Origin of the sequence: Rhodococcus sp. NPDC078407 (assembly GCF_044542515.1) — a bacterium.
In the GTDB taxonomy this organism is placed as follows: domain Bacteria; phylum Actinomycetota; class Actinomycetes; order Mycobacteriales; family Mycobacteriaceae; genus Rhodococcoides.
This window is the reverse complement of record NZ_JBITUQ010000027.1, coordinates 44,145-68,850: the sequence shown is the minus strand read 5'-3', so window position 1 is coordinate 68,850 and position 24,706 is coordinate 44,145. Positions and strand designations below refer to the sequence as shown.

26 protein-coding genes are annotated in these 24,706 nt (G+C 64.1%); 18 read left to right on the top strand and 8 right to left on the bottom strand.

Features of this window, described 5'->3' with window-relative positions; all coding sequences use genetic code 11:
- The 3 genes from ACIGGF_RS21870 to ACIGGF_RS21860 form a co-directional block, all read left to right on the top strand.
- The coding region (locus ACIGGF_RS21870; protein ID WP_397523259.1) for a carboxyl transferase domain-containing protein at window positions 1–336 on the top strand (336 nt) is incomplete at its 5' end.
- On the top strand, window positions 333–635 hold the full coding sequence (locus ACIGGF_RS21865) for an acyl-CoA carboxylase epsilon subunit (protein WP_397523258.1): 303 nt from the start codon (window positions 333–335) through the stop codon (window positions 633–635). The genes ACIGGF_RS21870 and ACIGGF_RS21865, both read left to right, overlap by 4 nt.
- 20 nt (window positions 636–655) lie before the next feature.
- The gene (locus ACIGGF_RS21860) at window positions 656–1,300 is read left to right on the top strand and encodes a Maf family protein (RefSeq protein ID WP_397523257.1); all 645 of its coding nucleotides are present in this window, start codon (window positions 656–658) and stop codon (window positions 1,298–1,300) included.
- Between the two features lie 11 nt (window positions 1,301–1,311).
- Here the strand turns inward: ACIGGF_RS21860 and ACIGGF_RS21855 are convergent, their stop codons facing one another.
- Complete coding sequence (locus ACIGGF_RS21855; protein WP_397523256.1) at window positions 1,312–1,755, bottom strand: flavodoxin domain-containing protein; 444 nt, start codon at window positions 1,753–1,755, stop codon at window positions 1,312–1,314.
- Between the two features lie 112 nt (window positions 1,756–1,867).
- Window positions 1,868–3,247, bottom strand: coding sequence for a hypothetical protein (locus ACIGGF_RS21850; protein WP_397523255.1), 1,380 nt, complete (start codon window positions 3,245–3,247; stop codon window positions 1,868–1,870).
- A 124-nt stretch (window positions 3,248–3,371) separates the two neighbouring features.
- Here ACIGGF_RS21850 and ACIGGF_RS21845 point away from each other — a divergent pair, with 124 nt between their 5' ends.
- Window positions 3,372–4,667, top strand: coding sequence for a glycosyltransferase (locus ACIGGF_RS21845; protein ID WP_397523254.1), 1,296 nt, complete (start codon window positions 3,372–3,374; stop codon window positions 4,665–4,667).
- Between the two features lie 22 nt (window positions 4,668–4,689).
- Here the strand turns inward: ACIGGF_RS21845 and ACIGGF_RS21840 are convergent, their stop codons facing one another.
- Entirely contained in the window at window positions 4,690–6,030 is a 1,341-nt protein-coding gene (locus tag ACIGGF_RS21840; protein ID WP_397523253.1) for a hypothetical protein, read from the bottom strand.
- A 543-nt stretch (window positions 6,031–6,573) separates the two neighbouring features.
- Here ACIGGF_RS21840 and ACIGGF_RS21835 point away from each other — a divergent pair.
- From ACIGGF_RS21835 to ACIGGF_RS21795, 9 genes are all read left to right on the top strand, one after another.
- Window positions 6,574–8,022, top strand: a complete 1,449-nt coding sequence (locus ACIGGF_RS21835; protein WP_397523252.1) for a condensation domain-containing protein — start codon at window positions 6,574–6,576, stop codon at window positions 8,020–8,022.
- Between the two features lie 46 nt (window positions 8,023–8,068).
- A complete protein-coding gene (locus ACIGGF_RS21830) occupies window positions 8,069–9,526 on the top strand; it encodes a condensation domain-containing protein (protein ID WP_397523251.1) in 1,458 nt (485 codons plus the stop codon).
- The gene (locus tag ACIGGF_RS21825) at window positions 9,504–10,886 is read left to right on the top strand and encodes a condensation domain-containing protein (protein WP_397523250.1); all 1,383 of its coding nucleotides are present in this window, start codon (window positions 9,504–9,506) and stop codon (window positions 10,884–10,886) included. The genes ACIGGF_RS21830 and ACIGGF_RS21825 overlap by 23 nt, the downstream gene beginning before the upstream one ends.
- A gap of 121 nt (window positions 10,887–11,007) precedes the next feature.
- Entirely contained in the window at window positions 11,008–11,904 is an 897-nt protein-coding gene (locus ACIGGF_RS21820; protein WP_397523249.1) for a sulfurtransferase, read from the top strand.
- Complete coding sequence (locus ACIGGF_RS21815) at window positions 11,901–12,314, top strand: SufE family protein (RefSeq protein ID WP_397523248.1); 414 nt, start codon at window positions 11,901–11,903, stop codon at window positions 12,312–12,314. The genes ACIGGF_RS21820 and ACIGGF_RS21815 overlap by 4 nt, the downstream gene beginning before the upstream one ends.
- Before the next feature lie 89 nt (window positions 12,315–12,403).
- Window positions 12,404–13,903 carry a condensation domain-containing protein gene (locus ACIGGF_RS21810; protein ID WP_397523247.1) on the top strand — a complete coding sequence of 500 codons (1,500 nt, stop codon included), beginning with the start codon at window positions 12,404–12,406 and terminating at the stop codon, window positions 13,901–13,903.
- Window positions 13,904–14,012: 109 nt separating this feature from the next.
- Window positions 14,013–15,806: an acetyl/propionyl/methylcrotonyl-CoA carboxylase subunit alpha gene (locus ACIGGF_RS21805; protein ID WP_397523246.1), complete on the top strand. Its 1,794-nt coding sequence runs from the start codon at window positions 14,013–14,015 to the stop codon at window positions 15,804–15,806.
- 66 nt (window positions 15,807–15,872) lie between these two features.
- Entirely contained in the window at window positions 15,873–16,298 is a 426-nt protein-coding gene (locus ACIGGF_RS21800; protein WP_397523245.1) for a DUF1707 domain-containing protein, read from the top strand.
- Window positions 16,295–16,981, top strand: coding sequence for a haloacid dehalogenase type II (locus ACIGGF_RS21795; RefSeq protein ID WP_397523244.1), 687 nt, complete (start codon window positions 16,295–16,297; stop codon window positions 16,979–16,981). Before ACIGGF_RS21800 ends, ACIGGF_RS21795 begins: the two co-directional genes overlap by 4 nt.
- 9 nt (window positions 16,982–16,990) lie before the next feature.
- Here the strand turns inward: ACIGGF_RS21795 and ACIGGF_RS21790 are convergent, their stop codons facing one another.
- Genes ACIGGF_RS21790 through ACIGGF_RS21775 form a run of 4 tightly spaced genes read right to left on the bottom strand, consistent with a single transcriptional unit; the run spans window position 16,991 to window position 19,489 of the window.
- On the bottom strand, window positions 16,991–17,554 hold the full coding sequence (locus ACIGGF_RS21790; protein ID WP_397523243.1) for an AAA family ATPase: 564 nt from the start codon (window positions 17,552–17,554) through the stop codon (window positions 16,991–16,993).
- A 31-nt stretch (window positions 17,555–17,585) separates the two neighbouring features.
- Window positions 17,586–18,413 (bottom strand): hypothetical protein, encoded by an 828-nt coding sequence (locus ACIGGF_RS21785; protein ID WP_397523242.1) that lies wholly within the window; start codon window positions 18,411–18,413, stop codon window positions 17,586–17,588.
- Between the two features lie 27 nt (window positions 18,414–18,440).
- Window positions 18,441–19,082 carry a class I SAM-dependent DNA methyltransferase gene (locus tag ACIGGF_RS21780; protein WP_397523241.1) on the bottom strand — a complete coding sequence of 214 codons (642 nt, stop codon included), beginning with the start codon at window positions 19,080–19,082 and terminating at the stop codon, window positions 18,441–18,443.
- A gap of 5 nt (window positions 19,083–19,087) precedes the next feature.
- On the bottom strand, window positions 19,088–19,489 hold the full coding sequence (locus tag ACIGGF_RS21775) for a VOC family protein (RefSeq protein WP_397523240.1): 402 nt from the start codon (window positions 19,487–19,489) through the stop codon (window positions 19,088–19,090).
- Window positions 19,490–19,720: 231 nt separating this feature from the next.
- Here ACIGGF_RS21775 and ACIGGF_RS21770 point away from each other — a divergent pair, with 231 nt between their 5' ends.
- Entirely contained in the window at window positions 19,721–20,227 is a 507-nt protein-coding gene (locus ACIGGF_RS21770; RefSeq protein ID WP_397523239.1) for an alpha/beta fold hydrolase, read from the top strand.
- A 102-nt stretch (window positions 20,228–20,329) separates the two neighbouring features.
- On the opposite strand, the gene ACIGGF_RS21765 is transcribed toward ACIGGF_RS21770, so the two are convergent.
- The gene (locus tag ACIGGF_RS21765) at window positions 20,330–20,863 is read right to left on the bottom strand and encodes an NTP transferase domain-containing protein (RefSeq protein ID WP_397523238.1); all 534 of its coding nucleotides are present in this window, start codon (window positions 20,861–20,863) and stop codon (window positions 20,330–20,332) included.
- 179 nt (window positions 20,864–21,042) lie between these two features.
- On the opposite strand from ACIGGF_RS21765, the gene uraD (ACIGGF_RS21760) reads away from it, so the two are divergent.
- From uraD (ACIGGF_RS21760) to pucL, 4 genes are read left to right on the top strand one after another with little or no spacing between them, the layout of a single operon-like run.
- On the top strand, window positions 21,043–22,947 hold the full coding sequence (gene uraD / locus ACIGGF_RS21760) for a 2-oxo-4-hydroxy-4-carboxy-5-ureidoimidazoline decarboxylase (protein ID WP_397523237.1): 1,905 nt from the start codon (window positions 21,043–21,045) through the stop codon (window positions 22,945–22,947).
- Window positions 22,948–22,957: 10 nt separating this feature from the next.
- Complete coding sequence (gene uraD, locus ACIGGF_RS21755) at window positions 22,958–23,461, top strand: 2-oxo-4-hydroxy-4-carboxy-5-ureidoimidazoline decarboxylase (RefSeq protein WP_397523236.1); 504 nt, start codon at window positions 22,958–22,960, stop codon at window positions 23,459–23,461.
- Window positions 23,458–23,784 (top strand): hydroxyisourate hydrolase, encoded by a 327-nt coding sequence (gene uraH / locus ACIGGF_RS21750; protein WP_397523235.1) that lies wholly within the window; start codon window positions 23,458–23,460, stop codon window positions 23,782–23,784. The genes uraD (ACIGGF_RS21755) and uraH overlap by 4 nt, the downstream gene beginning before the upstream one ends.
- A 1-nt stretch (window position 23,785) precedes the next feature.
- Window positions 23,786–24,706 (top strand): factor-independent urate hydroxylase, encoded by a 921-nt coding sequence (gene pucL / locus ACIGGF_RS21745; protein WP_397523234.1) that lies wholly within the window; start codon window positions 23,786–23,788, stop codon window positions 24,704–24,706.

Sequence of the window (24,706 nt, the reverse complement as noted above, 5' to 3'; positions counted from 1 at the left end):
GTGATGGGGTCCAAGCACATGGGTGCGGATGTGAATTTGGCGTGGCCGACGGCGCAGATCGCGGTGATGGGCGCCTCGGGTGCGGTCGGGTTCGTCTACCGCAAGAAACTTCTCGAGGCGGCGACCAACGGTGAGGACGTCGATGCGTTGCGCCTCGAGTTGCAGCAGGAGTACGAGGACACCCTCGTCAACCCGTACGTCGCGGCCGAACGCGGGTACCTCGACGCGGTCATCCCGCCCAGTCACACCCGCGGGCAGATCGTGACCGCACTGCGCCTGCTCGAACGCAAACAAGTGACCCTGCCCCCCAAGAAACACGGAAACATCCCCCTATGAGCGGCGAAGCGAATCATGACGCAGCAAGCGGCGAAGCGAATCTCGTTGCAGCGAGCGACCAGGCCGTAGCGGAGGCCGGTGTCTCCGCCGCGTCTCCGGAAGTTCGTGTGGTGAAAGGCAATCCGAGCGACGAGGATCTCGCTGCTCTGGTGGCGGTTCTGACGGCTGCCCAGGGTGGTTCGGCGGATGCGGGCACTTCTCGGCCTCCGGAGCTATGGGGATCGCCGACGCTTCTTCATCGCGGTTTCGCACCTCAGTCGGCGTATTCGTACGCCGCGTCGGGCCGTCACCGAGGGTGACGGTGCCGCCGGAAGAGAAGGTGAGAGGCCCGGTTCGGCTCGTTCTCGCATCCGCGTCACCGGCTCGACTGTCGGTGTTGCGCGGAGCCGGCGTCGAGCCGATCGTCCGGGTGTCGGGGGTGGACGAAGATGCGCTCGCCCGGGCTCTCGGGCCGTCGGCGTCCCCGGAAACGGTGGTGACGGAACTGGCCCGGGCCAAGGCGGCCGCAGTGGCCGAGACGTTCGCGGACTCGACCGACGATCTGGTGGTCGTAGGCTGCGATTCGATGCTGTCGATCGGCGGCGAACTACACGGTAAGCCGCATTCGGTCGAGGTGGCGCGGGAGCGGTGGCAGTCGATGGCGGGCAACAGCGGTGCGCTGTTGACCGGTCATGCAGTGCTCCGCGTGACCGATGGCGTTGTCGTGGCGCAGGCCGCCGCGCACAGTTCGACAGTGGTGCATTTTGCGACGCCGTCCTCGGTGGACCTCGAGGCCTACCTCGCCTCCGGCGAGCCGCTTCTGGTTGCAGGAGCGTTCACGCTGGACGGACTCGGTGGTTGGTTCGTGGACCGCATCGAGGGCGATCCGTCCTCGGTGATCGGCATCGGGTTGCCGCTGATGCGGACCTTGGTGAACCGAGTAGGTACAACGTTGGCCGAGCTGTGGAGTCCGACCCCGCCCTAACGGGCACAGCCTCAGGGCAGCAGGTCGATCAATTCGCGAGCCCATTCTTCGGCCATGGTCTTGGGCTTGATGTTGGACGAGCTGTCGTGCCGAGCGTGGCTACCGATCTGCTTTCCACCGAGTTCGGTGAGCTTCTCGGCCATGATCTCGCCGCCGCGGTTGAAGGTGTCCTCGTAGACCCGATCGCCCAGCCCGAACACTGCGAACTGCAGTCCCGCAAGGTCTGGTGCATCCTCGACCAGCGCATCGAAGAAGGGCTCCGCACCCGTGGGGAGCTCGCCGTCTCCGTAGGTGGAGCAGATGATCACATGGACGTCATCGGTGTCGATATCGGACACCTCGTACTCCAACATGTCGCGTACTTCGGCGTCATGATCACTGAGAACGTCCGCGATCTTGTCGGCGACCTCCTCGGCCGTACCGGTCTCGGACCCGAACAACACGACCACTGCCATGGATCGCCCCTTTCTTGCTTCTGCTCGAACACTCGAACCGTCGGAAAGCATAGCTGCACCGGGGATCCGGCCGAAAATCCGTCTGCATCCTCATTTGTGAGGTGTCTCGAGGTCACCAAAATTCGGGCGTCAGACCCCAGCTGTCGTACTCCGCCCGGACAAGCCCCCGCAGGTGCTCCTTGCTGGGGAAGCTGTCAGGGTCGAGCCCGGTCACGCAGAGAGTCGCCCGTTCGCCCGATTCGTTCCACCACGCACTGACGCCGCCTCCGGTGCGCCGCAACAACGCCACATCGGTGTTCTGTGTGATCGACCTCATCGCGACCGCCGTGGCGTCGACGCCCCCGATGGTGCGCAGCGCAACACCTCGACTGCCGAGATTCGAGCACAGACACAGCGGTGCCGATCCGGACGCGGCGAGTCTGGCCACGATCGCATCGGGCAGCAGTTGCATCAGTGGTTTGAGCAGCTCGAAGGTCGTCGTCACAGTCCGGTCGGACTGCGCCCTGAATGCCTCTTTGCTCGATGCACGAATCGCTCCGAGATCCTCGCTGTAGGTCCCTCCCGCGTCGACGTGGATCGAGACGCCGGACGTGGCGTTCGCCCGCCGATCCCCCGCTGTCCTGGTACTGACCGGGAGAGCCACCCGAACCCGCTCCTCCGTGGTGATCCGTCCACTGCGGGTCAGGATGCCGAGCACGATGGCCACCAGCAGACTGTTCGAACTGCCACCTTTGCTCGCTGCGGCCGCAGTCCAGTCCGCAGACAGGCAGTCGACGACGACCGTGCTCGGCACCCATGCGCCCTCCGCAGGTGCGACTTCCTTGCGCGGGCGGTTCACGTTCGCGTCGCCGGCGGTCGGAGCGATGGATGTCGGGCCGGCCACAGTAGTTCGTGCGTGCACTGTTCTCACCGCGGTACCTCCGAGCGCTCGCGCGGCACCAGAAAGAGCCGCACCGATCCGGGTCACGCCGTCGACGACGTCGGCACCCCAGCGAGCCGACACGGATCCGGAACCGTCGAGACCGACGCGCACGAAATCGTCGGGGACCGCACGGCCGTTCAGCGCGGCCGCGGCAGCGGACGTCAGCGCTCCGCCGTCGCCGACGACGTGGGAGCCCACCAACGACACAACGGTGCCGCCCGTCTCGACTGCAGTTGCGGAAAGTCGCCACGCCGGGCCCTCGATCGGGTCCAACCGCACGGCCGCCTGATCCTCGATCCAACGGTCGAGTGCCGCGCGATCGATAGGTGAGCCGACGACGACAGGATCGGCCGGGCTGCGGGCAGCGGTCCAACTGTCCCGCGCGCCAGGGACCCGTGCCCGCCGAACCGAGCGATCGACAGGGCCTGCGGCGAGCGTCTGCCTCATCGCTTCGAGTGCATCGCCCGAGACCGGGCGGTCGAATCGCCAGACGATCTGGTTGACCACCGGTACCCCGAGAACGCATTCCATGCGAAGGAAAAGGTCGTCGTCGTACGTCAGTCTTTCCACCACGAGAGCCTATCGCTGCGGACGTACGCGTGCAGGTGGGCCGCAATTGTGTTTCCCGCCATATGTTTTCCTCATCGAACGAAGCCGGACGGTGCTGATAGGTTGTGCTCGATCCGAAGTCGGAATGACTGCGAAGGACCGTATGAAGTTCGTGATGCCGTTCAACGGAAGCCGCGGCGACGTGACGCCCGGCATGGCGCTCGGCATGGAGCTTGCTCGTCGCGGACATGACGTGGTGTTCGGCGCACCCCCCAACCTGCTGTGCTTGGCTCGCTCGACGATGGCCGAGTCCGAACGTGTGCGCGTGGTCTCGTTCGGCCCGGACACCCATCGCCTGTTGGAGTCGGAGCTGATTCGAGTGCGGATCAAGTCTGCGAACCCGCGGACCAGACTGACTGCACTGGCGGAATTGGCCAATCACGGGTGGGACCAGATGACGAACGAGCTCGAGCAGATGTCGGTGGGCGGCGACGCGATCGTCACCGGGTCCCTGGGGCAGGAGATGGCGTTCAACATGGCACAGGCGACCGGTAACGCCTTTGTGGCCCTTCACTATTGCCCGCTCCGGAAGAACGGGGTCGTCCCAGTCTTTCCAGGGGCAAGCTTGCCTGGAGCGGTCAACCGATCGATGTGGGCACTTGCCGAGACGCTCCGGTGGACGTCGATGAAAACTCGCGAAAATGCCCAGAGACGAGCCCTCGGCTTGCCGACCACCCGCGATTCCCTACCCAGACGATCCGAGTTGTACGGCGGAGTCGAGATCCAGGCCTACGAGTCCGCCCTGTTCCCCGGGCTCGCCGAGCAGTGGGGGCCACTGCGACCGTTCGTCGGGTTTCTCGGGCCGAATGCCGAGCGGCAGGAAACCGATCCCGCACTCGAGCGATGGCTGCAGGCCGGTTCTGCGCCGGTGTACTTCGGATTCGGGAGCATGCCCGTTCCCGACCCCTCGGCGCTGCTGCGCATGATCTCGACAGTGGTCACCGAGTTGGGCGTACGGGCCCTGGTCTGCGCCGGCTGGAGCGATCTCACCGGTGCCGAAGCGATTGCTGCGCAAACCGATTCGAACATCATGATCGTCGAATCGGTAGACCATGCGAGCGTATTCCCGCGTTGTCTCGCAGCTGTACACCACGGTGGTGCAGGCACGACGGCCGCTAGTGCGCGCGCAGGCCTGCCGACGCTCGTGTGCTGGTTCAGCGCCGACCAGCCGTTCTGGGGAGCAGCGCTGCGACGGGTCGGAGCCGGGGCGAGTACGAAATTCTCGGCGTTGTCCGAATCCGTGCTGCTGCACGGAATCACCCATATCACCACCGATGCAGTCAGATGTGCGGCTCGTGAGCTGGCCGATACCGTGGCACCGGCCGACGCAGCCGTTGCGCACGCAGCAGACATCACCGAGGCCGCCGCTCACGCGCACTGACTAATTCACCAGAAGTGCCCGATTACCAGAAGTGCGCGGTCAATCCCCATCGAGACAACGCGGTGGCCACATGGTCTTCGAGAGCTCGGTGACCGGGGAATCGATCGGGATCCATGGCGTGGACGGTCAGCGTGACGGTGCCGTTGGCCTCGCAGACCCATGCCGTCAGTCCACCGTCCAGTGCTCGAGCGAACTCTGCGTCAGCACCGAAGAACGTCGCTCGACCCGACACCGCACGAGCTCGGATACCCGCCACCGTGCTGAAGTCGTCCGGCAGCACACCCATGTTGGACGCCAAACCTTCGGCACCGTCCCGAGGTTGCGGAACGCGTGCAACCACGGCGTCGGGCAGCATTTGCACCAGAGCTTGCGAGATGCCGGCAGGTGCCTGACCCGCCGCCTGCCTCGCGGCGAACGCGGTGAACGCCGCCTTGCTGATCGACCGGATAGGCGACAGGTCGAGTGCGTCGTCGACAGGAACGTCAATCTTCACGATTTTCGTTGCGTTGGAGCGGATATCAGCACCGGTTCGATCACTGACTGGCAGCGACCACTGCACCGTGTCGCCCATCGAGGCCCGACCGGCGTGTGCGGACGCTGCCGTCAGAATCGCGATGAACAGCGAGTTCGATGTGCCACCCCAGTTCTCGGCCACCGCATTCCATGTAGCGGCGTCCACCTCGGCCACCAAGTGAGGCGATGTCCACACCGAGTCGGTCGCCGGGTCCGTCGCTACCTCGGAACGCCTCGGGCCCACTCGCGGGGATGTGGGCGGCGGTGCGGGTCGAGCAGGGATCGGAAGGGCGGCAACCGCAGACTTCAGCAGCCAACCGGCGGCGGATCGAAGTTGAACCACGGCGTCTTCGACGTCCGAGCCGACTGCAGCCAGACCGTGCTCGGCGGGCGTCAGCCGTGGTTGATCGGCCCGGGAATTCGCGGAACGGAACGCGGCGACCAGAGCGCCGCCGTCGGCCACCATGTGTGAGGCGGTCAGCGCCAGCACCATCCCACCGCTTGTCAGCGGTGCCGCCGCCAGCCGCCAGCCCAGTCCTGTCTCGGGGTCGATCTCCGTTCCCAGGCGCCCGTCGGCCCACGCGAGTACGTCGGAGGACTCGATGAACTCCGGGTGAAAATCGAGTGGATGAGAAACCGAAGAGTTTATCCAACGTTCACGAGCAGGCGGCACCGTCGGCGAAGTCACGCGACGCGCAAGCAGACCGTCGGACAGGTTGTCGCGTAGTTTTTCCAGGTCTTTTCGCTGGACCGATTCGTCGAACCACCATAGAAACTGGTTATAGACGGGATATCCGATGCCGTGATGCATTCGCAAGAACAGGTGATCGGCAAATCCAATTCGAGTCACGCGAAGAACCTACTACATCCCCACGAGCCGGCGGCGGTGTGAATCTCTCACTGAAATGCATTCACGTCGAGCAATAAGTTCTCGACTCCGGCCCGGCCTGTGTTTCACGCCATGTTCGTGCCGGTCGGTGGCGTAAGTCGCGTCCGAGCCCGACACCGGCACCATTACCGTCGACATTGTGATCCGTCATCACAGCGGACTGCAAAAACGGCAAATCGACCGTAAGATACGACAATCGAGAGCAAACACCGCGGGTGCACCCCGATCTGCGGTCAAGAGCTTCCGCAGTGAGAAGTATTACTTTTACGCGTCGCGAAATAGTTGCCCGCAGCCCTTATCGTGACTTCTTGACTCACTTCGGGTCGACAGCAATAACGTTGTTCTTTCAATGTGGAAAGCGCAAACGCAGAAGACGACGAGTCGAATACGCGGTCACGCAACAACCCCGCTTTACATATACGGCCCGACCGTAATCGCGCCCCAGCTGAAACCGAACTGACACCGAACACCCGCTGGCCGAGCCCGGAATGAAAGAGGACTCACATGGAATACACCGAACTCGCCGACTATCCGCTTCCCGCCGGACGACTGACCGAGTGGGTTCCCCGCGTCGACGACGACCGGTGGTCGCCGGATTCGCGCGGACTTTCGTTCACGCACCAGGATCACTGCGAGCGCAGCGCCCCGGGTTCGTGGATCGGGACCGTGTTCGAGATTCATCGCCGTTACGACGTCGAGGCAGTGCGGGCGACCATCATTGCGTACATGGGGCGGCACGAGGCCTTCCGGACCAAAGTCAGTCGCGACCCGGAGTCCGGTTCCTGGCAACGCTTCACGGTGCCGACGGACGCTGTGCGGGTGGTCGATTGCGCGCACACCGAACCGCGAACCGAAACGCAGGTGTTCAGCCATCTGCACTCCTGGTTCGGCAAGACGGTATCGCCGACGGCATGGCCGCATTTCGTCCTGGCGACCATCGAGCCCGATGATGCCTCGCGCGCTCTCTCGAACGGTCCCGGGGAGTCGTTCCTGCTCGCTTTCGCTGCAGACCATTCGGTGATGGATGCCTACAGCCAGATCTACGCCATCAACGAGATCGACCGGCTGTACACGCAGGCGCTCGAGGGCACCGATCCCGAATTGCCCGAGGTGGGTAGTTACGTGGACTTCAGCCAGTCCGAGCGAGCGCTGGGTGACACGCTGACCAGGGACCACAGCGCTGTGCGCACCTGGCAGGACTTTCTGGCCGTGGAAAACGGACGCTTTCCGAGCTTCCCGCTTCCCTTGGCGGCCGAGAGGGCACCCGTCACCGACGGGCCTGCCGCTCAGAGCAGCATCTCGTCGTGGCTCCTCACCTCGGATCAGTCCGATGCCGTGAACGCCGCGTGCCGCGCAGCCGGGTACAACATGCAGGCCGGAATACTTGCGGCCCTGGCGCTCACGAACGCGCGCCTGTCCGGCCGCACGTCTCTGCGCACCGTCATGCCGATGCACACCCGAGACGAACAGAAGTGGGCTGCATCGGTCGGCTGGTACGTCGGGATCCTGCCGATGGAGATCGAACTCGACAATGCGCGCACCTTCGGCGAGGCGCTCGAGGCAGCGGCAGCGGCGGGCTCCGCGAACAAGGGCCTTGCCCGTATGCCGTACTCCAGAATCGCACAGATCCTGGAGTCGACGGAGATACCTCGATTCGTCGTCTCGTACATCGACCTGAGATTTCTTCCGGACGCTGCCCAGTGGCAAGCCCGCAAGGGACGCGCTCTGCGCAGCAACTGCCACGCGGACGACGAGGTCTACTTCTGGGTCAACCGAACGCTCGAAGGGCTGAACATTTCTGCGCGGTTCCCGAGCTCGGATGTTGCGTCCACCAATGTCCATCGCTTCATCACCGAGTTCGTGGCGGTGTTGACTGCGGTGATCGACTCCGACGCCGGTACCGATACGGTGCTCACGTCGGTCTCTCGGCCGGTGGCCGTCTCGGCAGAGTGAGGCGTCCGACCGGCACGCGGCTCTTATCGCAAAGGACGAAGCAACGATGATCATCACCGCCATGGGCAGTTGGAATCCTGCCCCGGGCCGTCTGCTCGAGTGGCATCCGACACCGGCTGCCGAGGCGATTGCCGCTGCGGCACCGGTCGATTCGACTCCCCCCTCGTTTCTGCAGGAAGACCACCTGAAGGCAGCGTGGGCCGCACGCGAGCGCGGTGATGTCCACACCGCGTACACCGGTGTGGCGACGGAGATCGACGGCGACGTGGACACGGCCGCGATGAGCCGCGCCCTGGCCGCCTACGTGCTGCGCCACGAAGGTCTTCGATGCTGGTTCGAAATCGAGGACGGCGCCGTCGTACGTCGCCTCGCACCACCCGAGGTCGCCGGATTCGACGTTCTGGACGCGGGCGAGTCAGCGGACCCCGACCAGTTCCAACGTTATGTCCGACAACGCTTCTCGACCGAAGCAACCGCGGAGGTCTGGCCCGGATTCGCGGTCGGTGTCGTGGCCAGGTCCGGCAGCTTTACTTTGTACTACGGTGCCGACCACGCGTTCACCGATGGCGGATCGCAGGCGCTCGTCATCAGCGAACTCGCCGATCTGTACGCGCTCGAGACAGGCGGCGCAGCACCGGAGCCCGCACGCGCAGGCAGTCACCTCACCTACGCGGCGGACGAGCGAGCGCGAGCTGCGACATTCGGACCCGACTCCCCCGAGATCACGGCGTGGCGTGACATCTTCACCCGGCACGACGGCTTGATGCCCCGATTTCCACTCGATCTCGGACTCGCGCCGGGCGAGCGCGCCCCGGTCCGTATCGTCGAACGCCACCTGTTGGACGCAGGCTCGACGTCGGCGTTCGACGCCGCGTGCAAAGCCGCTGGAGCCCGGATGAGCAGCGGCATATTCGCCGCCGTCGGCATCACCGATTTCGAGTTGGCAGGCAACTCGGAGTATTTCGGGATCACCGTGCTGAGCACCCGACACCACGGCGACTACGGCCAATCTCAGGGATGGTTCGTCAACTTCGCACCGGTCGCATTCGAGGTTGCAGGCAGCGCCGCGTTCTCCGATGTCGCAGCCCTGGCTCACAAGGGCTTCGAGCAGGCGAAGCAGATCGCAGAGGCACCCGTGCACGCCGTACTGGGCGCACTCGCGACAGACGGCACTCTGAGCAGCGAGCTGGCCGTCAGCCCGAACATGCTCTCCTACATCGACTTTCGCTGGTTTCCTGGTGTCGGACGGGACGCGGACACCCGAGCGAAGCATTTCACCGGAGAAGGATCCACATCGAACGCATCGATGTGGATCAACCGAGACGGTGAGCACCTGTACCTGGTAGCGCAAACCCCCGATACCGACACCGCTGCCGAATCGGTGGAGCGCTACCACTCACATCTGGCGCAGGTGCTCGACACCATTGCCCGCGAGGGTGATTACACGCTCTCACGGGGCACCCTCGTTCAGGAGCCGGCCGGTGCGGGTCACCTCGATCACTGAGTACGCCCCCAGAGCTGGTGCGCTGGTCGATTTCTCGCCGATCGTCGTCGGTGATTCGGTACCGTCGTCGATTCCGCCGTCGTTCAACCAGCGTTTCCATCTGGGGGATCTGGGCGATGCCGAACGCGTCTGGATTGCCGGAGCGTTCGACGTACCGGGCAGCCTCGATGTCGACGCACTCGGGCGGGCCTTCGAGTATCTGATCGGCCGCCACGACACGCTGCGAAGCGCCTTCGTGCCCACGACAACCGGTATCGAGCGCAGGCTCTACGGGCCTGGTGCGATCGAGACGAGGCACTCCGCGCCGGTTACCTTCTCCTCGGGACCGAAGCTCCGAGACCACCTGAGGACCGCACTCGAACTGCGCTGCGACGCACGACGATTCCCGTCGTACACCTGCTTCGGAATCGATCGACCGGACACCTCGACGGTGCTGTGCGCGTTCGATCACGTCTACGTCGACGCCATGTCGATCGCGGTCGTCGTCGACGAGCTCCACACCCTGTACGACGCCTACCGCCGCAGCCCGTCGAACCCGGTGGTCGACCTGCCTCCGGTCGGTGGTTTCGTCGAGTACTGCAGCATCGAAGCCGCCGAGCCGCCGATCGACCCCACGGATGAGCGCATGATGCAGTGGTCGAACTTTCTCGTCGAGTGTGGCGGCACCACACCGAGGTTTCCTTTCGATCTGGGAGTTGCAGAGGGTGAGACGGCGCCCCAGGCCACGACGGTGGACGACCTGCTCGACGCCTCGCAGACCGTCGAATTCGAGCAGCTCTGCGCTCGATCCGGTGCGGGGATGTTCGCGGGCGTGGTCGCTGCGATCGCGCAGGCCATCAACGGTATCGGCGGGCCGGATCAGGTGCCTTTCCTGTTTCCGCTGCACACCCGACACCGTCCGCAGTTCTCGCGTGCACTGGGGTGGTTCACCACCAACGCACCCATGACCGTGTCTGTCCACGCCGACCTGCCCAGCACGATGTGCGCCGCTCACAGTGCGTTCCGCTCGGCTCTACCGCTCGGTACCGTGCCGATTCCGCAGGTGCTGGCCAATCTCGGGGACGCATTCACTCTGTCCCGGCAGGACGTGTTCATGGTGTCGTACATCGACTACACCAAGGTCGATCGACACGAGCAGTTCGACGATTCCAACGCGCATCACATCAGCAACGCCACGGTGTCCGACGATGCCCAATTCTGGGTCTCTCGCACCCGATCCGGCTTGGCATTGCGATCGCGTTTCCCCGATACCGCGATGGCCCGCTCGGTGATGACCGCGTTCGTCGGCGAACTCGGCACGCTGATTCGCGCATCCACCACAAACACCGCGAACGCCGGGGTCGGCGTACCGACGACCTGACCGAACGCGAACCGCAGCCTCCACTCGTACTCGTCGGCGACGTGAACGCCTAGGATCGATGGTGCAGACCGCTCACCCCCGGGCGGGCCGCCAGCCGAATATCCTACGTAGGAGCCGATACGTGCCTGTACCAACCGATTCCAACGCAACGTACGCCGACTATGCGCATCCTGATCGACTCGTGTCGAACGAATGGCTTTCGTCCCATCTCGGTACCCCGGGCCTTCGCGTCGTCGAATCCGACGAGGACGTGTTGCTCTACGACGTCGGCCATATCCCCGGTGCGGTCAAGATCGACTGGCACCTGGATCTCAACGACCCGGTCACCCGCGACTACATCGACGGCGAGCAGTTCGCGAAACTGATGAGCCGCAAGGGCATTTCGCGAGACGACACCATCGTCGTGTACGGCGACAAGAGCAACTGGTGGGCTGCTTACGCGCTGTGGGTGTTCACGCTGTTCGGTCACCAGGACGTGAGACTGCTCGACGGTGGGCGCGACGCCTGGTTGTCCGAGAACCGCGACACCACTCTCGACGTACCCGAATATCCTGCGACCGACTACCCGGTGGTCGAACGCAACGACGCGCCTATTCGAGCATTCGCGTCGGACGTGCTCGGCTCCCTCGGCACAGTGCCGTTGATCGACGTCCGCTCCCCTGCCGAGTACACCGGCGAACGCACCCACATGCCCGACTACCCCGAGGAAGGCGCACTGCGCGGCGGGCACATCCCCACTGCCGTCAGCATTCCGTGGGCGAAGGCGGCGGCACCGGACGGACGCTTCCGCTCCCGCAAGGAACTGGACGAGATCTATTCCGCTACCTCCGCGAGCGACGACGTGATCGCCTACTGCCGCATCGGTGAGCGGTCGAGCCACACCTGGTTCGTACTGACACATCTGCTCGGTTACGACTCGGTCCGCAACTACGACGGCTCGTGGACCGAATGGGGCAACGCCGTTCGAGTTCCGATCGCCAAGGGCGAGGAGCCCGGATCGGCACCGGCGACTCGATGAGTGCCCTACCGGAATCGTTGGCCGAAATCGTCGAGGACTTCGCCGCAGTGGAAGGGCAGGACAAACTACAGCTGCTGCTGGAGTTCAGTCGCGAACTGCCGCCACTGCCGGAGCACCTGGCCCAGGATGCGATGGAACCGGTGCCCGAGTGCCAGTCACCGCTGTTCCTGTCCGTCGATGCCGCCGACCGCGAGCAAGTGCATCTGTACTTCAGTGCCCCGCCGGAAGCTCCGACCACTCGCGGGTTCGCCTCGATTCTTGCGCAGGGGCTCGACGGTCTCGGTGCTCAGGAGATCCTCGATGTACCGGACGACTTCTACTCGGCTCTCGGGCTGAGCGACGCGGTCAGCCCGTTGCGTCTGCGCGGGATGTCGGCGATGTTGGCTCGAATCAAGCGTCACTTGCGCTGACGGTCGCGAGCGTTCGTCTTGATCGATACATCCGGTGATCGGTAGACTGCCGGGACGAGCGTCGATGCTCGATTCATCCTCACCCCGATGTGGTCGAACGAAGGCTGGTTGCTGCCGACATGGAGTTCACGGAGTTAGCGGACTACGCGGTTCCCGCAGGCACGCTCACCGAGTGGATACCCAGCGTCGGCCCGCAGGCTCGCACGCCGGAAGCAGCGGGGTGGCGTCCGGACACCAGGCCGACGTCCTACGTTCACGAGGCGCACCTCCGCTCGAGTCTGAGTAGTCCCCGTCGTGGCCGCGAATCGTGGCTCGGTGCGGCCTTCGAGATTGCGGGCCCGCTCGACAAACCGGCGTTTCGGCAAGCGGTACTGCAGTGGATCGACCGGCACGAAGCCATGCGGTCCAGTGCGTCGATCGACGAGACGACCGGCGAGATGTCGCGGGTGACCGCGGCGGAGGGTGCCATCGACATCTGGCAGGTGGAGCAGGAGCGGTGCAGCCAGTCGAGCGAGGTTTTCGAGCACCTGCATTACCTGTTCGACGAGTTCACGTCACCGCTGATATGGCCCGCGTACGCGTTCGTCACGCTCGAGCCGCTCGACGACACGCGCCCGATCACCGTGTTCTTCGCAGCCGACCATTCCATCATCGACGGCCTGTCGACAGTCCTGGTTGCCCACGAGATCGCCGCGCTCTACGGAGCGGAACTGGGCGGTCCGCCTGCCGCCCTGTTCGAGGCAGGCAGTTACCTCGACTTCGGGTCCTCCGAACGCGAGCGTCATGCCGAACTCGAACATTCTCACGATGCGGTGACCATGTGGCGAGACTTCCTCGTCGAGGGCGACGGCGAACTACCTGCGTTTCCACTCGACATCGGCGATCCGAGCCCGGAGGACGTGCCGCAGGGTGGTCTCTCGGCATGGGTGCTGGACCCGGAGCAAGCCGACTCGTTCTCGGTCGCCTGCCGAAAGACGGGGCACAGCCTGTTCGCGGGACTGCTCGCGGTCCTGGCCATCACCGGCACCGAACTGGGCGGCGGCACTCGTTTCCGCACCGTGACTCCCGTGCACACCCGTGACGAGCCGCAATGGGCATCTGCGCTCGGGTGGTTCGTCGGGCTGTGCCCCATCTCCTTCGACATCGAAGGTGCCGATTCGTTCGGCTCGGTCATCGCGGCCGCCTCGGCGGAGGTGAAGAAGACCAAACCGATCGCCCGAGTTCCACTCGACCGGGTGTTCACCACTCTCGGCTACTCGGCCCGCCCTCGCTTCGTAGTCTCCTTCATGGACGTTCGCTTTGCGCCTGCTGCCGAGCACTGGCCGAACTGGAATGCCCGTGCGCTGCGCAGCAAGCAATATCAACACGACGTATACGTGTGGATCAACCGCACCCCGCAAGGGATCAACATCGCTGCCCGATACCCCAACACCGAGCAGGCGACGGCACGGGTGCACGAGTACATCGGGGCGCTGCGCAGACTGCTGACGGACGTTGCCGACACCTGGACCGTCCGACTTCCCGGAGGCACCCTCGAGCCGTCGAGTGACGGCCGCATCGACACCGGCCGCATCGCTACCAGCCAGTAGCCCCAGTCCACTCGGCGTGGCGGTGCAGTCCGATTGCAGCGATGACGAGTCCGATGCTTAGACTCCGACGTGACGTTCGCAACGATAAGACTCATTCGTAGGAGGCTCAGTGCCCAGCCATGCCAGTGCTCAGATCACCAAGGTTCTTGTTGCCAATCGTGGTGAGATCGCGGTGCGGGTGATCCGGGCGGCTGCTGATGCCGGGTTGGGCAGTGTCGCTGTCTACGCCGAGCCCGATGCCGATGCCCCGTTCGTCCGCCTCGCCGACGAAGCATTCGCCCTCGGTGGGCAGTCCTCGGCCGAGTCGTATCTGGTGATCGACAAAATCTTGGACGCCGCCGCCAAATCCGGGGCCGACGCCATCCACCCCGGCTACGGCTTCCTCTCCGAGAACGCCGACTTCGCCCAAGCCGTGATCGACGCCGGTCTGATCTGGATCGGCCCGTCCCCGCAGTCCATCCGCGACCTCGGCGACAAGGTCACCGCCCGCCACATCGCCGCCCGTGCCAAAGCACCGTCGGTCCCCGGCACCTCCGAACCGGTGAAAGACGCCGACGAAATTCTGGCGTTCGTCGACGAACACGGCCTCCCGATCGCGATCAAAGCGGCGTTCGGTGGCGGCGGCCGCGGCATGAAAGTGGCCCGCACCCGCGAGGAAATCCCCGAACTGTTCGACTCCGCCACCCGCGAAGCCGTCGCCGCGTTCGGGCGGGGGGAATGCTTCGTCGAACGCTACCTCGACAAACCCCGCCACGTCGAAGCCCAAGTCATCGCCGACCAGCACGGCAACGTCATCGTCGCCGGCACCCGCGACTGCTCCCTGCAACGCCGCTTCCAGAAACTCGTCGAAGAAGCACCCGCCCCGTTCCTCACCGAGGGCCAACGTAAAGAAATCCACTCCTCCGCCAAAGCCATCTGCCTCGAAGCCGGCTACTACGGCGCCGGCACCGTGGAATACCTCGTCGGCCAAGACGGCCTCGTGTCGTTCTTGGAGGTCAACACCCGTCTGCAGGTCGAGCACCCCGTCACCGAGGAAACCTCCGGCATCGACCTGGTGCTGCAGCAGTTCCGCATCGCCAACGGTGAGGAGCTGTCCATCACCGAGGACCCCGAGCCGCGGGGGCATTCGTTCGAGTTCCGGATCAACGGTGAAGACGCCGGGCGTGGGTTCCTGCCCGCCCCCGGCCCGGTCACCACGTTCACCGCGCCGTCGGGTCCGGGTGTGCGCGTGGATTCCGGTGTCGAATCCGGCTCGGTGATCGGTGGCCAGTTCGATTCGATGCTCGCCAAGCTCATCGTCACCGGCGCCACCCGCGAGGAAGCCCTCGCTCGGTCCCGTCGCGCGCTGGCAGAGTTCACCGTCGAAGGGTTGGCGACGGTGATCCCGTTCCACGCTGCGGTGGTCTCCGATCCCGCGTTCATCGGCGACGGGGAGTCCTTCGAGGTGCACACCCGGTGGATCGAAACCGAATGGGACAACCAGGTCCCGCCGTTCACCGCCGGCCAGCCCATCGACGACGAGGAGCTGCTGCCGCGGCAGTCCGTCATCGTCGAGGTCGGGGGCCGCCGCGTCGAGGTGTCCCTGCCCGGGGAACTGTCCCTCGGCGGCAACGGTGGCGGGTCTGCCGGTGCGGTACGGCGCAAACCCAAAGCCCGTACCCGCGGCGGTGCCGGAGCCGGAGCCGCGTCCGGTGACGCGGTGACCGCACCGATGCAGGGCACCGTGGTCAAAGTCGCCGTCGAGGAAGGCCAGGAAGTCGCCGCTGGGGACCTCATCGCGGTGCTCGAAGCGATGAAAATGGAAAACCCCGTCACCGCCCACAAAGCCGGCACCATCACCGGCCTGACCGTCACCGCAGGCGACGCCATCACCCAAGGCACCGTCCTCACCGAAATCAAATAACGACATTTCGGTAGCAATGCGAATTTCGGCTCGAATCCAGAACTTGGATGGCGCTACCCTGTAGCGATGTCCGAGCTTCCGGAAATTCGTATCGGTACAGCTGATCGGGAAAAGGCGCTCGACGCGCTGAGCCTGCACTTCAGCGAGGGACGTCTCACGGTCACCGAGTTCGACGAGCGCAGTGCCACAATCGCTTCCGCCATGACGCGTGGGGAGCTCGACACAGTTTTCGTCGATCTCCCCGCGGCGTCCGGTACCGGGTCGGCGTCGGTCGCTCGATCGGACTCCGGCACACCGGCCGTCGAGGACGGCGGATTCGATTGGGCAGCCGTGGTGATGCCGATCGTCATCTTCGGTTCGCTCGCTCTGTTCTTCCTTACCGATTTCGACCAGAAGTGGCTCTTCTTCCTGCTCATCCCACTGGCCGGAGCCATCCTGTCCGCGGCGGGACATCCTGCGGACAAGAAGAAGAACAAGAAGAAGAAGCGGTGAAGGCGCTGCTGTTCGACGTCTTCGGCACCGTCGTCGATTGGCGTACGAGCATTGCCCACGAGGTCCACGAGATCTGCGGGTCGGGAGTCGAGAGCCTTCGGTTTGCCGATCGTTGGCGGAGCCTCTATCAACCGGCGATGGAACAGGTGCGCTCGGGTCAGCGCCCCTTCACCCGGTTGGACGTGTTGCACCTCGAGTCCCTGCGAACGGTGCTCTCCGAGTTCGAGATCGACCTGGACGCGGACGCCACGACCACACTCAATCTCGCGTGGCACCGACTGGAACCGTGGCCCGATTCCGTTCCGGGACTCACCAGACTGCGCACCGACTTCATCATCGCGCCGCTCTCGAACGGCAACATCTCTCTCCTGCTGGACATGGCCAAGCATGCCGGCCTGCCGTGGGATGCCATCCTCGGCGCAGAACCGGTGCAGGCGTACAAACCCATGCCCGACGCCTACCTGCGCACCGCCGATATCCTCGGGCTCCGTCCCGACGAGTGCATGATGGTCGCCGCACACAACAGTGACCTCGCGGCGGCTGCCGACTGTGGCTTCGCCACTGCATTCGTCGCCCGGCCGCTGGAGCACGGGCCGAGTCAGACCACCGACCTCGCTGCAGAATCCGAGTGGACCTACAGCGTCGATTCGATCGAGGCTCTCGCAACGCACTTGGGCTGCTGACAGCACCTGTCACGTCAGCGGAGTCAGCTGGTGCGCGATCCACGCATCCACCTCGCGGTGAGACCGAAAGCGAACAATCATCAGCTCGAGTCGACTGCCATCGGCTCGATGCACCAGTTCCGCGGTTTTCGGGTACGTGCGCCAAGCCCATCGAATGATGTGGTCGCGCTCGAAGAAGATGCGGTGCAGTGGGGGTTCGAAGTTGCCGTTCCACAGCTCGCGCCTACCGTACCGTCGACGCAGCGTGCGAATCACGATCTGCCGCATCACCGTTCGGCGCGGCAGATCGAGCCACAACATCAGATCCGCGCGTTCGACGAGACGATCGCGCACAAGACTGTATTGCCACTCGGTGACCCACGACGGGCGGGCGATGAACTCGTCCACCTCCTGCTCGAAAGTGGCACGAGGCGTCCAGTTCTGACCGTGGAACAAACTGTCGATCTCGACGTGTTCGATGTCGAGCAAGGACCCGATGCGAGCGGAAAGAGTGGTCTTTCCGGAACCCGACGTCCCCGCCACGATGATCCGCGCGGGGCGATGGGGCACCGCATCGTTCGGTCCGAGAATCACGGAGAAGACGGTAGCGAACTGACTTCGCCCTCTATGGTTGGGCACACAGCGCTACGATCGCCTCCGCAGTGTGGTTCACGAACTCTCTACGCTCCGACTCGGGAAGCCGGTCGAGTGAGAGGTACGGGTTCAGGTCTTCGAGCTCGACCAACAGCAGCGCACCGTCGACGGTGCGGCATGCGTCGACCCGCGTGATTCCGTGGTCGATGTCGTTCCAGTCGACGAATCGTTGCGCGAACTCTTCGTCCTGAGCAGTAGCCCTGTACGGCTCCAAGTCCCAGCGTCGGCCGGGGTCAGGAGCGTGCAGGGCATATTGCACTGCGCGGCCGATGAAGTAGAACGACACTTCGTACACGAAATCGATCCGCGGCTGAATCAGGCTGCCCGGCTTCAGGTTCGACAGTTCGGCGCGATCGACCTGCCGCATGCCGATCGAGTCGGCACCCCATTTCGGTTTCACCAGATAGGTATCCACCTCGGGCAAGCACGAGACGTTCCGCGGATCGTCGACGGTAGGTATGACCGGAAAACCGTCGGCAAAGAGATCGACCAGGTACTGCTTGCCTCTCTGGTCGCCTTTGCCGGTGAGTTGGGTGAAGACCTTCGTACCGTTCTCTCGCGCATGGCGAGCAAACGCGTCGAAAGCATCCTGGTATCCCAGCACCGGTCCGGAGTTCCGGACAACGACAGCATCGAAGTCGTCCATCAGCGCACGTGCGTCGAGCGGGTGACACAGCGCGATGTCGACCCACTCGCGGAGCTGTGACGACAGGAAGATGTCTTCGTCGCAGTAGCGTCGGCCCTTCGACAGATACGCCAGGTCGGTGACGAAGAGAACGCGTGGACGGCGTGCATGCATCCAGCGAACCCTACCGGTCTCGAGGCGTCACGATGTTCGCTTGCGTGCCATCAGATATGCCTGCGGTGTGGGCTCGAATCCCATCGGAGCGCGATGCACGCGGACGTCCACCTCGAAATCGGCCTCGACGAGCATGCCCGCGACCACATCGGGATCGAGTCGGTAGGCATCGTACGAGACCGAGTGTCCGTATACGTGTTCGAGCCGCACGCACTCGTTACCGGATTGAAAAGCCAGCAGCAGTGAACCGTTCGGTGCCAGCGCTCGATGCAGTTCGGCAAATACCTGCGGCAGCTGCGCCGGCGGGGTGTGGATGATCGAATACCAGGCAACGATCCCGGCGACAGAGCTGTCCCCCGCGTCCAGTGCATCCATTGATCCGACACCGAATCGCAGGTGCGGATGTTCGCGCCGCGCAACCTCGATCATGTTGGGCGACAGGTCGATTCCGGTCACATCGACGCCGAGGCCGTGCAGGTGCTCGGTGATGCGGCCGGATCCACACCCCACCTCGAGAACCTCGCCACCCGCCACCCGGTCGGCAAATGTCGCCAGGAGACCGAGCTCGAGATGCCGACCGTCGAGTTCGTGCCGTACGAGGTCTGCGTAACTTTCGGCAACGGTGTCGTAGGCGGCCCTCGTCATCGAAACATGCTGCTGCTCGGTCACCGTGGCTACGGTACCGGCTCACCCGGCGTCGGCAGATACGAGTGCGTCAGCATCTCGAAAAAGTGCCCGGTCGGGTCGCGAAAGTACACTCCGCGGCCACTGTGATCGGTGTTGACGGTGCCGGGTTCGGTCATCCGAGGGTCTGCCCAGTGTTCGACGCCCTGGTCGACCAGCCTGGAATAGGCCGCGTCGAACAGATCGTCGCTGACCCGAAAGGCATAGTGCTGAAACTGAATATCGTCGAAGGGCGGCTCTGCGAATTGGACGAGAGTTCCATCGGTGAGTTGCACGTTGACGAACGGCCCCCACGACGGCGCTTCGGGGAGAGCGAACACGTCGCGAAAGAACGACGCAGAATCGGAACTGTTCTTCGCAACGATGATGGTGTGATCGAACGAAATGGACATGCGCTGCCTCCTGGGCAGTACGACGCCTCCATGCCTGACGCAGTCCGTCATCGGCACGCGACGCTGCACCAGATGGTTCCACTCGGGTCGGTTCGACGTCAACCCTTGTGCGCGTTTTCCGTAGCTATGGGTACGCAAAACGCGCACGACAAAATTGGGTGACTACCGGTTGATCAACGGGCAAACACCGGTCCTAATTCGTGACAGCGATACCGAGGAGAGGAACCCATCATGGCCGGACGACTTCTGTTCGTTCACGGTGCAGGCGGATTTGCCGACGACGCGGAGTTGGCGCGCGGGTTGGCTGGGGCTCTGCATCTCGATCTGCTCATGCCGGAGCTATCCGACACCGCTATGGGTTTCGAGGACTGGGCCGAACCGGTAAGGCAGCATCTGGACCGGCTCGGACCCGATGATGCGGTGATCGCGCATTCCTTCGGCGCGTCGATCCTCGTCAGGGTCCTGGCCGAGAGGAGCTGGGAACGCCCGCGGCGGGCCACGCTGTTGGCGATGCCGGATTGGACTCCGCGTGGGTGGGACGTTGCCGACTACGCGTTCACCGACCCGGAACTTGGGACCGAGCTGACGCTTCTCCACTGCCGGGACGACGAGGTGGTTCCCATTTCGCACCTGATGTTGAACGCGAAGGCCCTGCCGTCGGCGACAGTGGTCGAGCTCCCGACTGGTGGCCACCAATTCGACGGCATGGTCGACGTCGTTGCCGCCCGCATACTCTGACCGGCCTTCCCGAGGGGACGTGTCGACGTCTGTGGGAAACCCACGACGTCCTCCGTCATGCGCGTTTTGAGTAATTCCAGGGGCGCAAAACGCGCACAAGGGTTATCGGTAGTCGTGATCGATTCCCGTTGCCCATTGCGAACATTCGACGGCCCTGACGTCGGCGCGACCTTTCAGGAAATCCCGGGCACCGAAGTCTCCCGACGCCGAAGCCACGGCTGCCTCCACATGCCGGCGCGCCAGCACGACCGGATGACCGGGACGGCCGTCGAACACGGCCCTGGCGAGACCGGTTTCCCGCGCTGCAGCGAGAACCGCCCGCACCACCTCGGGTCCGACGTCCGGCGTATCGACCACGTGCACCACCGCGTAGTCCCCGTCCGATGCCGCTGTCAGCCCGGCCTCGAATGATGCACTCATGCCTTGTTCCCAGCGGGGTGCATACACCGCAGTGGCACCATCGGGCACCACTGCATCGGCCGCGCCCAGCACGACGACCACGCGATCACAGCCGCCGTCGGCCAGGGCCTGTACTGCCGTTCGAAGCCACAGCCCGTCGTATGCGAGCACTTTGGGTGAGCCGTATCGCGTTCCGGCTCCTGCGGCCAGAACCACTCCCACTGCGGAGTCGGACACCGCCGCTCCTCCCGTCGTTCGGCCGAGTGTTGGATGTTCGCACAACGTCCACGTCGAGTACGTCGACAAGTTTGTACCCGCTCGACTAGCGAGGATAGGCGTGATGGCTGATTCTTAGTGCACTTCTCCTGCAGCGTCGCAGGAATCCTGCCCTGTTGCTTCCCGCGAGGTGCCCACCCATGTCCGTCAAGCCCATCACACGCAAGCGCGTCCATCCCGTCGACGAAATTCTTCCCGTTCCCAAACTCGCCGCGTACGGGTTTCAACATGTCGTCGCGTTCTACGCCGGCGCTGTGCTCGTACCGATCATCATCGGTAGCGCGATCGGACTGACCAACGAGCAGCTGATTCACTTGATCAACGCGGACCTGTTCACCTGCGGTATCGCATCGATCATTCAGTCGGTCGGGTTTTGGAAGGTCGGTGTCAGACTGCCACTTCTGCAGGGCGTGACATTCGCCGGCGTGTCTCCGGTGATCGCGATCGCGATGGCGAACGGCGGCGGCACCGAGGGGTTGCTGTACGTCTACGGTGCCGTCATCGTCGCCGGTCTCGTCACGTTCTTCATGGCTCCGTACTTCAGAAGGCTGCTGCGCTTCTTCCCACCTGTGGTCACCGGTACCGTCATCACGATCATCGGTGTGGCGCTGCTGCCAGTGGCAGTCAACGATGCGGTCACCAATCCTGCTACGCACGAACAGGATCCGTCCAACGGACGGTGGATGGCCTACGCGATCGGCACGCTGCTGATCATCGTGCTGATCCAACGATTCTTCAAGGGCTTCATGGCCACCATCGCCGTGCTTCTGGGCCTGGTGATCGGCAGCGCCGTCGCATTCGTTCTGGGAGACATGAACTTCGACGGCACCGCCGAGGCATCGTGGGTTGGCTTCACTCAGCCTTTCCTGTTCGGTGTGCCCAAATTCAGTGCTGTCGCAATTATTTCGATGATTGTCGTCATGCTGATCATCGCCGTCGAGACCACCGGCAGTGTGTACGCGACGGGTGAAATCGTCGGCAAGCGCATCAAGAAGGACGACATCGCAGCGACTCTGCGCGCGGACGGCGTCGCCACCGTCATCGGCGGCACGTTCAACTCGTTCCCTTACACGGCCTTCTCCGAGAACGTCGGCCTGGTACGCCTGACCGGTGTCCGCAGCCGCTGGGTGGTGGCCACGGCCGGCGGGTTCATGATCCTGTTGGGCCTGCTTCCCAAAACCGCGGCCGTCGTGGCATCCATCCCGCCGCCGGTGCTCGGCGGGGCTGCGCTGGCTCTGTTCGCGACCGTCGCCGTCGTCGGAATCCAGACTCTGTCGAAGGTCGACTTCACCGACCATCGCAACCTGATCATCGTCGCCACGAGTCTCGGGCTCGCAATGCTCGTCACCATTCAACCGACGGTCTCCGAGGGTGTGCCCGACTGGCTGGAAATGTTGTTCGGCAGTGGCATCGTTCTGGGCGCGGTCTCGGCAATCGTGCTCAACGTGTTGTTCTTCCACATCGGCGGTCGAGGGCAAGCTGTCGCCGGTGGTCCGGGTAAGGGCATCACCCTCGACCGGGTCAACGAGATGTCCGCGGAGGACTTCGCCGCCACGTTCGGCGGCTTGGTGCAAGGCACTCCGTGGGTGGTCGAACGCGCCTACCAGCAGCGGCCTTTCGCCGATGCGCACAGTCTGCGCGAGGCATTCCAGGAGGCGCTGCTGGCCGGAACCACCGAGGAACAGATCGAGCTGATCAACAGCTATCCCGATCTCGGTAGCGAGGACGCCACCGGCACCCTCAACGCAGCGGACCACGTCGGATTGTCGAACCTGGAGGAGGACGAACACGACAACATCGTCCAGCTCGCCGCCGAATACCGCGAACACTTCGGCTTCCCGCTGGTGATCTGTGCCCGGGAGACCGAGCGTTACGATCGAGTTCTGGCCAACGGGTGGTCACGCGTCGAGAACGCACCGTCGGCGGAGCGGTCGTTCGCGATGATCGAGATCGCCAAGATAGCGAACTACCGGTTCGACGATCTCGTGGCCGATGCCAACCCGATCGCGGCCGCGCGGTTCAGTCGCATCAACGACTTCAGATAGCGAGCAAGAAGTGCTGCACGAATGGATAGGGCTCGACGGGTTCAATCGCCTCAGTGATCGGCAGGCGATGCATGCACTGTACGAGTGCTGCGCATCGTCGATCTGGGCCCGTCGAGTCGCCCAGGGTCGCCCCTTCGACAGCCGAGACATGTTGCTGGACAGAGCTGATCGAGTGCTCGCCGAACTGCCCGAGGCGGAGATCGATCATGCGCTCGACGGTCATCCCCGCATCGGCGGCACGGCCGACAATCCGTCCTCCAAACGTGAGCAGGCCGCGGTGACGACCGCGGGCACCGAGGTGCTCGAGAAGCTGGCGGCCGGAAATCGTTCGTACGAGGAGAAATTCGGGCACGTCTACCTGGTGTGCGCCACCGGCAGATCGGCGGAGGACCTGCTCGCTATCCTTCAGGAGAGGCTCGACAACGATGCCGAAACCGAGAGACGGGTGCTCCGCGTGGAACTGGCCAAGATCAACCGAATTCGCCTCGGCCGCATGCTGGGACCGGAGCAGTGACCGGGTTGTCGACGCACGTCCTCGACGCCACTTCGGGGACACCCGCCGCTGGGATGCGGGTGCGGTTGTTCCACTCCGACAAGGGCGAGATATCCACAGCCACCACGAACGACGACGGCAGAATCGGTGAGGTCGTGCCCGGGCCGATCGATCCTGGCGTGTACCGGCTCTCGTTCGACACCGGCGAATACTTCGCGGCGACGAAGACACCGAATTTTTACCCGGAGGTGTCCATCTCGTTCACCGTCGACGATCCAGACGCGCACTATCACGTCCCATTAGTGTTGTCCCCCTTCGCTTATTCGACCTATCGCGGGAGCTGACATGACAGACCTGACCGGAAAGATCGTCCTCGGATCCAATCAATACGGCAAGGCGGAGAACCGCGTGGTGCGGATCTATCGCGACTCGCCGCGGCACGAAATCCACGACATCAACGTCTCGAGCGCGCTGCGCGGCGACTTCTCCCCCGCGCACCTGGTGGGCGATCAATCCAACGTGCTGCCCACCGACACCCAGAAGCAGACCGCGTACGCATACGCGAAGACCAAGGGCCTTCTGCACCTGGAGAGTTACGGACTGGATCTTGCGCGCCACTATGTAGACGACGTCGAACCCGTCGACGGTGCCCGCATCGAGCTCGAGGAATACGCCTGGGCTCGTGCGGTGATCGACGGCGTCGAACACGATCACACGTGGACGCGCAAAGGCGAGGAGATCCGCACGTCGGCAGTGACCGTCGAGGGTAAGGGCGATGCGCAACAGACGTGGGTGATCAGCGGTTTCAAGGAGATGGTGATTCTCAAGTCCACGGGCTCGGAGTTCCACGGGTTTCTCGAGGACGACCTGACGATTCTGGAGCCCACCACCGACCGGGTGATGGCGACCTCGCTGACAGCGCAATGGCGCTACACCACCACCGACGTCGAATGGGACTCCGTGTACGCGGGAGTCAAAGCGGCGATGATCGAGCGGTTCGCCAATCTGCAATCGCTTGCCCTGCAGCAGACGTTGTACGCCATGGGCGAGGCGGTGCTGGAGAAGTACCCGTTCATCGCCGAGATCTCGATGTCGGCCCCGAACAAGCACCACTTCGTCTACGACCTGGGCAAATTCGGTATCGAGAACAACCTCGAGGTGTTCAACGCGGACGATCGGCCCTACGGTCTGATTCAGGCAACCGTCGAGCGCGAGGATGCCCCGGACGCCGGAAGTGCCTGGCGCACATACTCCGTCGTCGGGTGA

Coding starts and splice junctions, on each gene's coding strand:
- ACIGGF_RS21865 (WP_397523258.1), top strand. CDS start 333: ATGAGCGGCGAAGCGAATCATGACGCAGCAAGCGGCGAAGCGAATCTC.
- ACIGGF_RS21855 (WP_397523256.1), bottom strand. CDS start 1,755: ATGGCAGTGGTCGTGTTGTTCGGGTCCGAGACCGGTACGGCCGAGGAG.
- ACIGGF_RS21845 (WP_397523254.1), top strand. CDS start 3,372: ATGACTGCGAAGGACCGTATGAAGTTCGTGATGCCGTTCAACGGAAGC.
- ACIGGF_RS21835 (WP_397523252.1), top strand. CDS start 6,574: ATGGAATACACCGAACTCGCCGACTATCCGCTTCCCGCCGGACGACTG.
- ACIGGF_RS21830 (WP_397523251.1), top strand. CDS start 8,069: ATGATCATCACCGCCATGGGCAGTTGGAATCCTGCCCCGGGCCGTCTG.
- ACIGGF_RS21815 (WP_397523248.1), top strand. CDS start 11,901: ATGAGTGCCCTACCGGAATCGTTGGCCGAAATCGTCGAGGACTTCGCC.
- ACIGGF_RS21800 (WP_397523245.1), top strand. CDS start 15,873: ATGTCCGAGCTTCCGGAAATTCGTATCGGTACAGCTGATCGGGAAAAG.
- ACIGGF_RS21785 (WP_397523242.1), bottom strand. CDS start 18,413: ATGCATGCACGCCGTCCACGCGTTCTCTTCGTCACCGACCTGGCGTAT.
- ACIGGF_RS21775 (WP_397523240.1), bottom strand. CDS start 19,489: ATGTCCATTTCGTTCGATCACACCATCATCGTTGCGAAGAACAGTTCC.
- ACIGGF_RS21770 (WP_397523239.1), top strand. CDS start 19,721: ATGGCCGGACGACTTCTGTTCGTTCACGGTGCAGGCGGATTTGCCGAC.
- uraD (WP_397523237.1), top strand. CDS start 21,043: ATGTCCGTCAAGCCCATCACACGCAAGCGCGTCCATCCCGTCGACGAA.
- pucL (WP_397523234.1), top strand. CDS start 23,786: ATGACAGACCTGACCGGAAAGATCGTCCTCGGATCCAATCAATACGGC.